A 14,041-nucleotide genomic window follows, 5' to 3' on the forward strand; every position below is an offset into this window, starting at 1 on the left:
ATGGCCATGGACATCCTCATCGTCGACGACGAGGCCGATATCGGCGAGCTGGTCGCCGGCATTCTGGAGGACGAGGGCTATTCCGCCCGCACCGCCCGGGATGCCGACGGCGCGCTCGGCGCCATTGCTTCGCGGCGGCCGAATCTCGTGTTCCTCGACATCTGGCTGCAGGGCAGCCGCCTCGATGGCCTGGAACTGCTCAACGAGATCAAGTCGCAGCACCCGGACCTGCCGGTGGTGATGATCTCCGGCCACGGCAACATCGAGACCGCGGTCGCCGCCATCAAGCGCGGTGCCTACGACTTCATCGAGAAGCCGTTTAATGCCGACCGGCTGGTGATGGTCACCGAGCGGGCGCTGGAGACCCTGCGTCTCAAGCGCGAGCTGAAGGAGCTGAAGCAGCTCACGCCGCACGGGCGCATCCTCGTCGGCCGCTCCAGCGCCATCCAGCAGCTCAAGGGCACCATCGAACGGGTCGGCCCCACCAACAGCCGTATCCTCATCGTCGGCCCGTCCGGTTCGGGCAAGGAACTCACCGCGCGGCTCGTTCACAGCGTCTCCGGGCGCGCGCAGGGGCCGTTCGTGGTGCTGAATTCCGCGGCCATGACACCGGAGCGGCTGGAGTTCGAGCTGTTCGGCGTCGCGGACGGGGAGGGCAGGGAGCAGAAGCGCGGGGCGCTGGAAGAGGCGCACGGCGGCACGCTCTTCCTCGACGAGATCGCCGACATGCCGCGGGAGACGCAGAACCGCGTGCTGCGGGTGCTCGTGGAGCAGACCTTCACCCGCGTCGGCTCCAACGACAAGGTGACGGTGGACGTGCGCATCATCTCCTCCACCGGGCGCAACCTGGAGGAGGAGATTGCCAAGGGCCGCTTCCGCGAGGATCTCTATCACCGCCTCTCGGTGGTGCCGATCCGCGTGCCGCCGCTCGCCGAGCGGCGCGAGGACATTCCCGATCTCGTGGACTTCTTCCTCGACAGCATCTCCCAGACCACCGGTCTGCCACGCCGGCCCATCGGCGAGGACGCCATGGCGGTGCTGCAATCCCACGACTGGCCGGGCAACGTGCGCCAGCTGCGCAACAATGTGGAGCGCCTGCTCATTCTCGCCGGCGGCGACCCGGAGGCAACCATCACCGCCGCCATGCTGCCGCCGGACGTGGGCGCGCTGGTGCCGACCCTGCCCAACGGCAATGGCGGCGAGCATCTGATGGGCCTGCCGCTGCGTGAGGCGCGCGAGGTGTTCGAGCGCGAATATCTCGCCGCCCAGATCAACCGTTTCGGCGGCAACATCTCGCGCACCGCCGAATTCGTCGGCATGGAGCGCTCCGCCCTTCATCGAAAGCTTAAGGCTCTCGGCGTAGGGTGAAGGTCCCCGGACGTGACCGGGGCGGGTTGACGGGGTGCCCGAAAAGGGGGCTGCATCGGTGCGTTCGGTCCGCTGACCTGCGGGGGCCGGGCGCCGGGGGGAGGGTTCATGAAGGTCGTGATCTGCGGCGCGGGCCAGGTGGGGTTCGGCATCGCCGAGCGCCTCGCCGGTGAGCAGAACGACGTGTCCATCATCGACACGTCCCCGCGCCGCATCCAGATGGTGACGGAACAGCTCGACGTGCGCGGCGTGGTGGGGCAGGGGTCCCATCCGGACGTGCTCGCCCGCGCGGGCATCGAGCAGGCGGACATGCTCATCGCCGTGACCCTCCACGACGAGGTGAACATGGTGGCCTGCCAGGTGGGCCACGCCCTGTTCAACGTGCCGACCAAGCTCGCCCGCATCCGCGCCCAGACCTATCTCGCCCCCGAATGGCGCGACCTGTTCTCCCGCGACCAGCTGCCCATCGACGTCATCATCTCCCCCGAGGTGGAGGTGGGCGAGATGGTGCTGCGCCGCCTTTCCCTGCCCGGCGCCTCCGACACGGTGAGTTTCGCGGACGGCGCGGTGGTGATCGTCGGCGTTTCCTGCACCGAGGACTGCCCAGTGGTGGACACGCCGCTGAAGCAGCTGACCGAGCTTTTCCCGGACATCCAGGCGACCATCGTCGCGGTGAGCCGGGCCGGGCGCACTTTCGTGCCCCGCTCCAACGACCAGATCCTCACCGGCGATCTCGTCTATTTCGTCGCGCAGGCCGACCACGTGCAGCGCACGCTCTCCCTGTTCGGCCATGACGAGGTGCCGGCCCAGCGCATCGTCATCGCAGGCGGTGGCAATATCGGCTACTACGTCGCGACCGAGCTGGAGAAGCGCAACGCCGCCGCGCGCGTGAAGCTGATCGAGGCGTCCCGCGAGCGCTCGCAGACCATCGCCGAGGAACTGCGCCGCACCGTCGTGCTCAACGGCGACGCGCTGGAACGCGCCATTCTCGACGAGGCGGGGGTGGGGGAGGCGGACACCATGATCGCCCTCACCAACGACGACCGGATCAACATCCTCTCCTGCCTTCTTTCCAAGCAGGTGGGGGCGAAGCGCATTCTCGCGCTGCTGAACGAGCAGGGCTACGCCACCTTCGCCCGCGGCCTCGGCATCGACGCCCATGTGAACCCGCGCCAGATCACGGTTTCCAAGGTGCTCCAGCATGTGCGGCGCGGCCGCATCCGCGGCGTCCATGCGCTGCTCGACGGCTCTGGCGAGATGATCGAGGCGGAGGCGCTGGAAACCTCGCCGCTGGTGGGCAAGCCGCTGCGCGATCTCAGCCTGCTGGACGGGCTGCGCATCGGCGCCGTGGTGCGCAACGGGCAGGTACTGCTGCCGCGCGGCGATTTCGTCGTGCGCGCCCACGACCGGGTGGTGCTGTTCGCCCTCGCCGATCGCATCAAGCGCGTGGAGCAGCTGTTCCGCGTGGCGCTCGAATTCTTCTGACCCGATCCCGGGACGCGAAATCCTATGGCCAACGCCGCCCGCCCGCTTGCCGCCGGCATCGCCGCCATCGGGGCGCTCGCGCTCCTGCCGATGGCGGTCGCCGCGCGCTCCGGCACGGGGCCCGTAGCGGTGTGGCTCGCCACGTCCGGCTTCTGCCTGTTCCTCGCCGGCCTGCTGCGCTTCACCACCCATGGGCTCGAGACCCGGCTGACGCGGACCGGTGCCGTGGCGCTGGTGGCCTGCATGTGGCTTGTGCTGCCGCTGATGGCGACGCCGGCGGTCGCCATCGTCTCCGGCTTGTCGCCGCTTCAGGCCTGGTTCGAGGCGCTTTCCGCCTTCACCGCGACCGGTCTCACCGCGCTCCATCAGGGGCCGGCGAGCCTCTATGTCTTCCTCGGCCTGCTGCAATGGGCCGGCGGTCTCTTGACAGTGGTCACTGCGGTCGCCGTGCTGGCGCCGGCGGGCCTCGGCGGATTGCCGGACCGCACGCCGCGCGGCGGCACCGCGCTCGACGTGGTGGATCTGATGAAGGTCCTGCGCGAGATCAGCCCCGCCTATCTGGCGGCGACCGCGCTGGCGATGATCGTGCTGCTCGCGTCCGGCGAGACCCTCTATGTGGCCTTCACGCTGGCCACCGCTGTCGTCTCCGCCGGCGCCCATCTGCCGCCGGAGGCACAACTGGCGCTGGCGCTTGACGAGACACCCAAGTGGCTGCTGCTGCCCTTCCTCATCTTCAGCGCCACCAGCGTGCGCTGGCACCGGGCACTGATCACCCGCCGCATCAATGCCGCGCCGGAGCAGGTGGAAAGCCTCGTCATCATCGGCTGGTGGGCGGTGCTCGGCATCATCCTCGGCGCCTTGCTGTTCCGCACCGACGAGATGTCGTCGCTCGATGCGGTGCGTGACGGCCTGTTCACCGCCGCCTCATTGATCTCGACCAGCGGCATCGGCCCGCACGAAGGCACCTATGCCAACCTGCCGCTCGGCCTTGTCATCCTCGTGGTTCTGCTGGGCGGCGGTGCGCTGTCGGTGGCGGGCGGGCTGAAGATGCTGCGGCTGCGCGCCATCCTGCTGCGCACGCGGGGCGATCTCCTGCGCCTCGTCTATCCCCACATCGTCCTGCCCTCGGCGCTGGAGGGCGGCGTCGGTTCCGCCATGCGGGGCGTCTGGGCGGGGGCGGCGAGCCTCGCTTTCCTGTACGGCCTGTGCGTGATCGCGCTCAGCCCCGGCCTGCCCTCGCTCGATGCGGCACTGGCTGCGGCGGCGGCGGTCGTCACCAATACCGGCCCGGTCTACGACGCCGCGGGCGGCGGCTGGCCGGCCATCTCCTCCCTGCCGTGGGGCTCGGTGCTGGTCGCCGGCATCGGCATGGTCGCGGGGCGGCTGGAGATCATCGGGCTTTTCGTCTTCATCCATCTCGCCATCTGGCGCACCTGAGGGCCGACGCAGTCATGTCGCGCATCGCCTACGTCAACGGACGCTATCTCCCCCATCGCGACGCCAGCGTGCATGTGGAGGATCGCGGCTATCAGTTCGCCGACGGCGTCTATGAAGTCTGCGAGGTGCTCGGCGGCCGCCTGGTGGACGAACGCCGCCATCTCGACCGGCTCGATCGCTCCCTGCGCGAGCTGTTCATTGCAGCGCCCATGTCACGGTCGGCACTGTCCGCCGTGCTCCGCGAGGTGGTGCGCCGCAACCACGTGCGCAACGGCATGGTCTACCTGCAGGTGTCCCGGGGCGTCGCGCGTCGCGACCACGCCTTCCCCGCACCCGACACCGCCCCCTCCATTGTCGTGACCGCACGCCGCACGGACCGGGAGGCGCAGGAAGCTCTGGCGCGCAAGGGCGTCGCCGTCATCACCGTGCCGGAGAATCGCTGGCCGCGGGTCGACATCAAGAGCGTCTCCCTGCTGCCAAACGTGCTGGCGAAGCAGTTGGCGAAGGAGGCCGGCGCGCGCGAGGCGTGGTTCGTCGATGCCGACGGCTATGTGACCGAAGGCGCCTCCACCAACGCCTGGATCGTGACCGCCGGCCGCACCATCGTCACGCGCCCCGCAGACAGCGGTATCCTCAGGGGAATCACCCGCACTGTGGCATTCGAGGTGGCGGCGGATCTCGGCTATACCGTTGAGGAACGGCCATTCACGGTTGCGGAGGCCCACGCGGCCGACGAGGCGTTCATCTCGGCCGCGACCACGGTCATCATGCCGGTCGTGATGATCGATGGCACCCCGGTTGGATCGGGTGTCCCCGGCCCCGTCGCCAAGGCTTTGCGATTGAAATTCCACGATTTTTCGGAAGTCGCCTGAGTTTGTCCCAGACCGGATCATGTTGCGGAGCAAAATAATATTGCGCCGCCATGGGGCTGTGCCATTCTAGCAGCCCAACTCTCACGGGGGTGTACACTCCAGACGTGCGCTTGCCCGTGGGCCTCAACGCCGAAACAATGGATACGAAAATGGCGGCGGAACGGACACAAAATCTCCAAGACACTTTTCTCAATCACGTCCGCAAGAACAAGACTCCCCTCACGATTTTCCTGGTGAACGGGGTGAAATTGCAGGGCGTCGTTACCTGGTTCGATAATTTCTGCGTGCTCCTGCGCCGGGACGGGCATTCCCAGCTGGTTTACAAGCACGCCATTTCCACCATCATGCCGGGTCACCCGGTTCAGTTGTTCGATCCCACGGACGATGGGGGAGAAAAGGCTTAAGCGTGCAGCATCAAAGCGGGAAGAAGGCGGGCGGACGTTCAAAGTCCAAGGCAGATACCTCGAAGACGGCAACGTCCAAGCTCGCAGGCCGCAAGGTTGAAGGTCCCATCGACGCCGGGGAGGATATTCCGGTCCCCGGCGAGCATGAGGCACTGCTGCCCGAATCCGGGATGGATTCCGAAAGCCCCACCCACGACACGACGCACGAGCCCACGCGTGGCGGTATCGACCGTCGCGCGCCGGCCGTGCGCTGTGCTGTCGTCACGCCCGTCGTCAGCCGGCGGGGCAGGGGAGGCGCGCCGGAACGGCGCAGCCCCGAGGCGCGGCTCGACGAGGCCGTGGGCCTTGCCGCCGCCATCGAGCTGAACGTCGTCTTCTCCGGCCTCGTATCGCTGTCCGAGATCCGCCCCGCGACCTATCTTGGTACCGGCAAGGTGGAAGAGCTGGCGGCGATCGTGGAGGCCGAGCATGTGGATCTCGTCTTCTTCGACGCCGCTCTGTCTCCCGTGCAGCAGCGCAATCTGGAGAAGGCCTGGTCCACCAAGGTGGTGGACCGCACCGCGCTGATTCTCGAAATCTTCGGCATGCGCGCCCGTACCAAGGAAGGCGCGTTGCAGGTGGAACTGGCCCACCTCAATTACCAGCGCTCCCGGCTGGTGCGCTCCTGGACCCATCTGGAACGCCAGCGCGGCGGCTTCGGCTTCCTCGGCGGACCGGGCGAGACGCAGATCGAGGCCGACCGCCGTCTCATCGGCGATCGCATCATTCGCATCGAGAAGGAACTGGAGCAGGTGAAGCGCACGCGCGGCCTGCACCGGGCCAGCCGCAAGCGCGTGCCGTATCCCATCGTTGCGCTGGTGGGCTACACCAACGCCGGCAAGTCCACGCTGTTCAACCGGCTGACCCGCGCCGAGGTGATGGCCAAGGATCTGCTGTTCGCCACCCTCGACCCGACCCTTCGGGCGGTGGACCTGCCGCATGGCACCCGCATCATCCTCTCCGACACGGTGGGCTTCATCTCCGAGCTGCCGACCCAGCTCGTCGCCGCCTTCCGGGCCACGCTGGAAGAGGTGCTGGAGGCAGACCTCATCCTCCATGTCCGCGACATCTCCCACCCCGATACCGAGGCGCAGGCGGCGGATGTGGCCGACGTGCTGGAAGACCTCGGCGTCGAGGTCAAGGACGGCGGCCGGGTCATCGAGGTCTGGAACAAGATCGACCGGCTTTCGCCCGAGGCTCGCGAGCAGGTGCAGAACCAGACCTTGCGTGCGGGGGCCGAGGCGCCCGTTGCCGTCTCGGCCCTGACCGGGGAGGGGACGGACGATCTGCTGGGCGTTATCGAGCGTCGCATCACCTCCGGGCGCGTGACGCTTTCGGTGATCCTTGCGGCGGAGGACGGCGAGGGGCTCGGCTGGCTGTATCGCCATGGCGAGGTGCTGGAGCGCACCACCGGCGAGGACGGCGTGCTGCAGGTGGCCCTGCGCATCCCGCCGGAGCGCGCCGGCCTTGTCGCCCGCCGCTTCGGGGCGCGACGGGTCCACACCATGTAGGGCGGCGAGCGGGCGGCTATTCGGCCGCGCGCTCGCTCTGCTTCTCCAGCCGCTTGGCGTCCTGCCAGAGGGCTTCCATCTCGTCGAGGCTGGCATCGTTGGGCCGGCGGCCATCCGCCGCGAGCTGCGTCTCCACGTGGCCGAAGCGCCGGGTGAATTTCTCGTTGGTGCCGCGCAGCGCCGTCTCGGGATCGACGTCCGCATGACGGGCGAGGTTCACCACGGCAAACAGCAGGTCGCCGATCTCGTCGCGGATGGCCTCGGTGCCGCCGGCGTCGAGGGCCTGCGAGACCTCCTCCGTCTCCTCGCGGATCTTGGCCAGCACCTGCCGCGCGTCGTTCCAGTCGAAGCCCACGCGGCTGGCTTTCTCCTGAAGCTTCAAGGCGCGGGTGAGGGCAGGGAGGGGCAGGGCGACACCCGAGAGGGTCCCCTTTCCGCCCTCCTCCGGCGCCAGCCCGGCAGCAGCGCGGGCGGCGGCGCGCTCGGCCTTTTCCTGTGCCTTGATCTCGGCCCACATCCCCTTCACCGCCTCCGGCGACAGGTCGCGGGCGTCGCCGAACACATGGGGGTGCCGCCGCACCAGCTTGGTGGTGATGGCCTCCACCACGTCAGGGAAGGCGAAGGCGCCCTGCTCCTCCGCCAGGCGGGCGTGGAACACCACCTGCAGCAGCAGGTCGCCCAGCTCTTCCTTCAGGTCCGGCAAGTCGGCGCGGGCGATGGCATCCGCCACCTCATAGGCCTCTTCCAGCGTGTAGGGCGCGATGGTCGCGAAGGTCTGCTCCAGATCCCACGGGCAACCGGTGCCCGGCGTGCGCAGGGCCGCCATGATCTCGATGAGGCGCGCAATATCGCGGGAGGGCTGCATGGGGGGCTCCGGAGGGATGGGGCACCATCCTAATGCGCGGGCACGCCGCGCGCGACTGCGCCCGATGCCGCCTTTGAGCACGGGGTTGCGACGCCTATGCTGTCGGCGTCCAACGGATTCCCGCCCATGATCGAAATCGCGCCCACCGGCCCCATCGACGACGACATCCGGCCCGGCGAGACCTGCGTCGCGCTGCCGGAACGGTTCGATGCGGGGCTCTATTTCATCGGCCGCATCCGCACGCCGTGGACGGTGCGCGGGACCTGTCCGCGCCGCGGCGATCCGGAGGAGGGGCCGGTCTGCACGCTGGAGATTGATCCGCGCTGGGCGGATGCCCTGACCGGCGTCGCCGACTGCCCGCACCTCCAGGTGCTCTACTGGATGGACCGGGCGCGGCGCGACCTGGTGCTCCAGAGCCCGCGCGACGGCGGCACCCGCGGCACCTTCGCGCTGCGCTCGCCCGTGCGGCCGAACCCCATCGCGTCCTCGGTCGTCACGCTCGTGGGCGTAGAGGGGCTCAAGGTGATGGTGCGCGGCCTGGACTGTCTCGACGGCACGCCGCTGGTCGACCTGAAGGCGCAGCACGCGTGAGGCGGGGCGATCGCGTCTCCCCTGAAAACAATAATCGCAGAAGAGATATTATGGAACTTAGATGGCGACGGGCAACCTTCGCTCCGCTGGACACCACGGTTCGGTACCACCAAAATTCACAATTTTATCAATCCAAGACAGTGACTTAAGTGAGGCTTCAAAAGTAATGCCCGAGTCGCTCAGGTAGCTAGCCTGCCGCCCCAGTCCGCTCGTGGACGACCGCGCCGCTTCGGATGTCTGACGTGAACTGCATGCCGTCGTAGGCAGGAATCACCCCCTCCGGCAGGCGCGCCGCCAGGGTGGAATAATCGAGGTCCGTGTGCAGGTTGGTCAGGATCGCGAGATTGGGCTTGAGCTGCGCCACATGGTCCAGCGCTTCCTGAAGCGTGAAATGCGAGGGGTGCGGCGTCTCCCGCAGGGCGTCGATGATCCAGACGTCGAGATTGTGCAGATGCATCAGGCTGTTTTCGGGAAACCCGTTCACGTCGCTTGAATAGGCCACGCCGCCAAACCGGAAGCCGAAGGCGTCGATGTCGCCGTGCCGCTGGCGGAACGGCAGCGCCGCGATCGGGCCGCCCGCGCCATCGATGACGATCTCGCGGCCTTCCCGATACCGATGGTCGTTCAGGATCGGCGGATAGGCGCTGCCCGGGGGCGTAGCGAAGCAATAGCCGAAGCGCTGATGCAGGATGCGGGCGGTATCTTCGTCCGCATAGATGTCGACCCGCTTGCGGTTGTGAATGGCCAGCGGCCGCAGATCATCGATTCCGTGGGTGTGGTCGGCGTGCTCGTGGGTGAACAGCACAGCGTCCAGATGGGTCACGTTCACGCCGAGCAATTGCTCCCGCAGGTCCGGAGAAGCATCGACGAGAACGCTGGTTTTGCCGCCCGGCCCGACGCGCTCCACCAACATCGAGCAACGGCGGCGGCGATTGCGCGGATTGGCGGGATCGCAGGCGCCCCACCCCTGCCCCACCCGCGGTACGCCGCCCGAGGAGCCGCAGCCGAGGATGGTGAAGGTCAGGGTCGCGGCGTCGCTGGAGGGGGGCATCACGTCTCTCCCGGCGTCCGGGATCACCCGGCGCAGAATCTGTCGCAGGGTGCTCCAAATCGCGCTCGGAGTCACACCGCACCACCTTGTCGGGCGGCGTTTTCATCGGGACTGAAGCGGTCCTTGGCCCCGAAATCCCGCGGACTTGCCGCCGCACCGACCCTGCAAGGTTGGATGAGGTTTCGGCAAAAAATCTTACGTCAGCAAAGAGATGCGAATCACGATTCGCCTGAAGCATCAGGTGAATAATCGGCGGCACCCCGGTGCAGACGCGCAGCCCGCAGCAGCCGCCGCGCGCGTCAACGGCTCCCCCATTCGGCGGCTCAGCAATTGCGAAAGGAGGGAGGAGAAAATGGCCGCGCTCCGAGGCTGTTCAGGCCCAGGCATCACACAGATCGAAAATGGGATGGGATACTGCGGATGCCGGGATGGAATGGTCGGAGCGAGAGGATTTGAACCTCCGACCCCTAGTCCCCCAGACTAGTGCGCTAACCGGGCTGCGCTACGCTCCGACGTGGAGGGGAGGCTTAGACCATCACCGTGGCCCCGACAAGCCCCTCCCGAACCGAATGTGCAAAGCGCGCGCCGCTCTCCCCAGGGATCATTCAAACGGGATAAAGATACCACCTTAGGCTGCGCTATTCGGCGCTACATCGCGGCGGGATTGTGGCAGAGGAGAACGAATCGCCACTCTTTCGCCGGCGAACCGTGTCAATGTGGCCTGATTGCGCGGTCATTCGGCGATCTTCCTCAACAACACGGAAGATTGAACGGATGAAGATACGTGTGGTCCTGTCCTGCGCCGCCCTGTCCCTGCCGGCCTCCATGGCCGTTCCGAACATGGCGAACGCGGACACCTCCACCGGCATCGCCTCCTACTATTGGCAAGGCCGCAGCACCGCGAGTGGTGAACGTTTCAACCCGACGGCCTACACGGCCGCCCATCGTTCCCTGCCCTTCGGCACCAAGGTGCGTGTCACCAATCTTCGCAATGGAAAAGCCGTCGTGGTCCGCATCAACGATCGCGGGCCGTTCGTCCGTGGCCGGGTGATCGACGTGTCCAAGGCGGCAGCGTCGGAGCTTGGATTTACCGGCTCTGGCGTCACCCGCGTTTCCCTCTCCGTCGTCGAGTGACCGGACGGAATTGAAGGCAAGGCCGGGCGTACCTGGGGATCGCCTCGCGCCCGGCCTTGCTCGACCCCGATGATGGCCGGTCAGTCGGCCGCTCTGGCCTCGCCCCGCCGTCCGGTCAGCCCTTCCATCAGCCGACGGCATTCGCCCAGCTCATAGAGTGCCGACTGCATCCGGTGCACGTCGTCGCGGGAGAGCACCGGTGCCGCCATGGGTGGCTGACCCACCACGCGCGGCTCCGACCGAAGATGCGGCGGCAGATACTGCTCCGGCGGACCGGGACGCAAAGGCTCACGGGGGAGCCTCTGGCTCGGCTCCGCCTGCTGGCTGACGACAGCCTCCTCGACCGGAACGGCCGGTGCCGCCCTGGTCCGCTCGGCCGCCGGCCGCGTCGGTTGAACCGACGCCGCATGGGACTGCGCGGGTGCGGCAGGCTGAGGCGCCAAGCCACGGCTGGCCATGCGCTCGGCCAGAAGCCGCTGTTCGGACTCCGGCATGGGAAACCCGCCCTCGCCTTCTTCGCTGATGGGGCCGATGAGCGGCCCGACGCGCGTGGCGCGGGGAAGGGCCTGCGGGGCCCCCTCGCCCCATTCCTCGTCGATCGCGCGACGCATGGCCTCGCCCTGCCAACTGCCCGGCGACCGGGGCAGGCGGGCCGACACCTCTCCCGGACCGTACGATTCCGTTGGGTAGGGATCACGCCTCATGGGGTGTTCTGCGCCTGCGCGCGGCGCAGGGGCGGGTGCGACACCCAGCGACGGCTCGCGCCGCGCCTCACCGGCGCGGGGGTCCGGCCGGCGCGGGCGGTCCACGGGCCGCTCGAAGGCGCGCCGGTCCGACGGCCGATCGGCGTAACGATCCTCGGACCGATCATGGGGCCGATCCTGGTCGTTCATGGAATACTCCGGCTCGGCGGCTCTCGGGTTCTGTCGGTAAGGGGCGGGCGCCTCGGCAGGCAATGGCGCGGCCTGGGGCCATTCGTCATCGGCCGGACGGGCGGAGGGGGCATGGAATGCGCGGGGCGGTTCGGGAGGCGCGTCAGCCGCCCAGCGGCCGTCGTCCCGCCACTCCTCGTCCCTCCGATCCTCGTCCTGACGGTCCCTGGCCTGCCAGTCGATGCCCCGATCGGCGTCCGAGGCTGTCGGTTCAACGGTCGCGCTTTCCACCCAATCGGTCTGGCGCCAATCGCCGTCACGCAGCAGCCGGCCTTCGCGCGTATCGCGGTCACGTGGAGGGAGCGGCTCCGCCTCGAGCCAGTCGCGATTCTCGGCCGCCGGCCGCCGGGCGTGGCGGGGGATGAAATCCTCGGGCGGGCCCGGATATTCCTCCGGCTCGCGGGGCAAGGGCGCGGAGCGATCGGGGCGGCTTGGTTCCAGCGCGCGCGGGGCCTCGTCGCGGGCGTCGTGGCGAGCCTCATGGTGGGTGTCGTACTCGGGGACTTCATGCGGCCGCGGCGGACGTCGATCCTGCGCTTTCAGGCGGCGGATGCGGTCCTCGATGGGCTCGGACACCTGCGGTGCCGGCGGAAAATCATCCAGGAACGGCAGCAGCGGGTCGTCGAGTTCGGGCGAATGGGGCGCCTGATCGTCGGCCGGCATGGCGAGACGTGACGCTGGCCCGCGGCTCGGCCGCTGCATGGGGCGCAGCTGAGGCTCGAGCCGTTCGCCCGGATGCCCCTCCGGCGCGGCCCGGCGTGGCGGCGGCGGCTCTGCGCGTCGGCTCGCCATCTCGTCCGCCTCGATGTCCGCTTGGGAACGATCGCGACGCATATGACGCTCGACGCCCGGCTCCAGCCTCGGTTCCAATCCCGGATCACTCCGACGCATCGGAGCGGCGTCGCGATCCATATCCGCATCGTGCCGCTGGACCGGGCGCCGGGCGGGAAAGTCGTCCGCCTCGAACGAGGGCTCGCGGCGGTCGTCCGCTGCGGGGCGACGGCGGTCCGGGGGAGCCTTGTCGCGATCGGGCGAGCGGCTCGATCCGTCAAATTCGGGTTTGTCGCGAAGCGGCTGATTGCGCAGGGGCATTTCCCGCTGCGGGGCATCGAATGCGGGATCGAGCCTCTCCGAGCGGCCGCCACGGGCGCTGCCTTCACGCAGGGGCCTCGGGGGGGCGGCCGGCTCGGACGCGAGATCGCGGTCGGCCTCGGCATCGGGGAAGGGGAGCGGCAGCTCGGCGCTTTCGGGCAGCTCGGGAAGGACATCCTCCTCCCCTCCCCGCCCCTTGCCGCGTCGGCGTGGCAGCAGGCCGAGCAGGCCGCCGAACGTCACGCCCTCCCCGCCGGCGGCGCGGGCCGGACGCGCGGAGCGCATGGAGGCCACCTCACGCTCGATGCCGAGATCCTGGACGTAACGCACGCCCTGGTCCTTCAGCACGCGCTGGGCGCCCTTGATGGTGAAACCGTCGGTGTAGAGCAGGTGGCGGATACCGCGCAGGAGGTCCACGTCCTCCGGCCGGTAGAATCGCCGGCCGCCGGCGCGCTTCACCGGCTTGATCTGGGTGAAGCGGCTTTCCCAGAAGCGCAGGACGTGCTGCGGGAGCTCAAGCTCGTCCGCGACCTCGCTGATGGTCCGGAAGGCGTCCGGAGCTTTCTCCGTCTCGCGCGCGTCGCCCACCTTGTCTCCCGCTTCGTTCGACCGAATCGCCCAGAGCCCGTGCGGGAATCATAGGTGCGATTGGCGCATGCGGAAAGGCGGACAAGCCACGGCAAGGGCTTGTCCCCGGTTGTTCGCGCGATCGGTTACGAAATCCTGTCCGTGGGCAGGCGACGGGGATCAGTCCTCGTCGGCGCCGTCCGGCTCGGTGCCGTTGATGCGGTGCTTCAGGATGCTCGAGGGCTTGAACACCATGACCCGGCGGGGCTCGATGGGCACTTCCTGGCCGGTCTTGGGATTGCGCCCGATGCGCTCGCCCTTGTCGCGCACGACAAAGGAACCGAACGAAGACAGCTTGACCGTCTCGCCGCGGGCGAGGCAGTCCGCAATCTCCTTCAGAACCATCTCGACGAGCTGGGCAGACTCGGTGCGAGAAAGTCCAACCTGCTGATAGACGGCCTCACACAGATCCGCCCGCGTTACGGTCCGACCAGCCATATGTCTCCCCGACCCCTGAAAGCGCGCTCGGACCGGCCGCCAACGCCCTGCGACCGCCCAGCCTTGCAAACGCAGCAATTCTTAACAGTTGAGGCTGCACGAATGTGACGGATACGACGCCGCACCTCCCACAGACCCCAGCGCCTGCGGGCAACGGCGTCCGGCAAACTAGCCGCGCCAGCCGAGCAAGGTCAA

General features: G+C 68.3%; 11 protein-coding genes, 1 tRNA gene and 1 pseudogene. 8 read left to right on the forward strand and 5 right to left on the reverse strand.

Annotation, left to right across the window (positions count from 1 at the left end; genetic code table 11):
- From ntrX to hflX, 6 genes are all read left to right on the forward strand, one after another.
- Complete coding sequence (gene ntrX, locus EJ105_RS18745) at window positions 1–1,368, forward strand: nitrogen assimilation response regulator NtrX (protein WP_024279012.1); 1,368 nt, start codon at window positions 1–3, stop codon at window positions 1,366–1,368.
- Between the two features lie 108 nt (window positions 1,369–1,476).
- Window positions 1,477–2,853 carry a Trk system potassium transporter TrkA gene (gene trkA, locus EJ105_RS18750; protein ID WP_250167541.1) on the forward strand — a complete coding sequence of 459 codons (1,377 nt, stop codon included), beginning with the start codon at window positions 1,477–1,479 and terminating at the stop codon, window positions 2,851–2,853.
- A 24-nt stretch (window positions 2,854–2,877) separates the two neighbouring features.
- Window positions 2,878–4,290 carry a hypothetical protein gene (locus tag EJ105_RS18755; RefSeq protein ID WP_250167542.1) on the forward strand — a complete coding sequence of 471 codons (1,413 nt, stop codon included), beginning with the start codon at window positions 2,878–2,880 and terminating at the stop codon, window positions 4,288–4,290.
- A 14-nt stretch (window positions 4,291–4,304) separates the two neighbouring features.
- Window positions 4,305–5,162, forward strand: a complete 858-nt coding sequence (locus tag EJ105_RS18760) for a D-amino-acid transaminase (RefSeq protein ID WP_250167543.1) — start codon at window positions 4,305–4,307, stop codon at window positions 5,160–5,162.
- 149 nt (window positions 5,163–5,311) lie between these two features.
- Window positions 5,312–5,566, forward strand: coding sequence for an RNA chaperone Hfq (gene hfq, locus EJ105_RS18765; RefSeq protein ID WP_024279016.1), 255 nt, complete (start codon window positions 5,312–5,314; stop codon window positions 5,564–5,566).
- Window positions 5,567–5,736: 170 nt separating this feature from the next.
- Window positions 5,737–7,116, forward strand: coding sequence for a GTPase HflX (hflX, locus tag EJ105_RS18770; RefSeq protein WP_029877129.1), 1,380 nt, complete (start codon window positions 5,737–5,739; stop codon window positions 7,114–7,116).
- A 16-nt stretch (window positions 7,117–7,132) separates the two neighbouring features.
- On the opposite strand, the gene mazG is transcribed toward hflX, so the two are convergent.
- Window positions 7,133–7,981: a nucleoside triphosphate pyrophosphohydrolase gene (gene mazG, locus EJ105_RS18775; protein WP_250167544.1), complete on the reverse strand. Its 849-nt coding sequence runs from the start codon at window positions 7,979–7,981 to the stop codon at window positions 7,133–7,135.
- Between the two features lie 126 nt (window positions 7,982–8,107).
- Here mazG and EJ105_RS18780 point away from each other — a divergent pair, with 126 nt between their 5' ends.
- On the forward strand, window positions 8,108–8,572 hold the full coding sequence (locus EJ105_RS18780) for an SAM-dependent methyltransferase (protein ID WP_250167545.1): 465 nt from the start codon (window positions 8,108–8,110) through the stop codon (window positions 8,570–8,572).
- Window positions 8,573–8,759: 187 nt separating this feature from the next.
- Here the strand turns inward: EJ105_RS18780 and EJ105_RS18785 are convergent, their stop codons facing one another.
- Together EJ105_RS18785 and EJ105_RS18790 are read right to left on the reverse strand one after the other, a co-directional pair.
- Complete coding sequence (locus EJ105_RS18785) at window positions 8,760–9,623, reverse strand: MBL fold metallo-hydrolase (RefSeq protein WP_250167595.1); 864 nt, start codon at window positions 9,621–9,623, stop codon at window positions 8,760–8,762.
- A gap of 434 nt (window positions 9,624–10,057) precedes the next feature.
- Window positions 10,058–10,135 (reverse strand) — tRNA-Pro (locus EJ105_RS18790).
- A gap of 262 nt (window positions 10,136–10,397) precedes the next feature.
- On the opposite strand from EJ105_RS18790, the gene EJ105_RS18795 reads away from it, so the two are divergent.
- Window positions 10,398–10,757, forward strand: coding sequence for a septal ring lytic transglycosylase RlpA family protein (locus EJ105_RS18795; RefSeq protein ID WP_024279021.1), 360 nt, complete (start codon window positions 10,398–10,400; stop codon window positions 10,755–10,757).
- A 2,333-nt stretch (window positions 10,758–13,090) separates the two neighbouring features.
- On the opposite strand, the pseudogene EJ105_RS18800 reads toward EJ105_RS18795, so the two are convergent.
- Both EJ105_RS18800 and EJ105_RS18805 read right to left on the reverse strand, forming a co-directional pair.
- Window positions 13,091–13,369: pseudogene (locus EJ105_RS18800) on the reverse strand (MerR family transcriptional regulator); the annotation flags it as partial.
- A 159-nt stretch (window positions 13,370–13,528) separates the two neighbouring features.
- Window positions 13,529–13,846, reverse strand: a complete 318-nt coding sequence (locus EJ105_RS18805; RefSeq protein ID WP_024279023.1) for an integration host factor subunit alpha — start codon at window positions 13,844–13,846, stop codon at window positions 13,529–13,531.
- Window positions 13,847–14,041 lie beyond the last annotated feature (195 nt).

The sequence above is a fragment of the Xanthobacter aminoxidans genome, assembly GCF_023571765.1.
Lineage (GTDB): Bacteria > Pseudomonadota > Alphaproteobacteria > Rhizobiales > Xanthobacteraceae > Xanthobacter > Xanthobacter aminoxidans.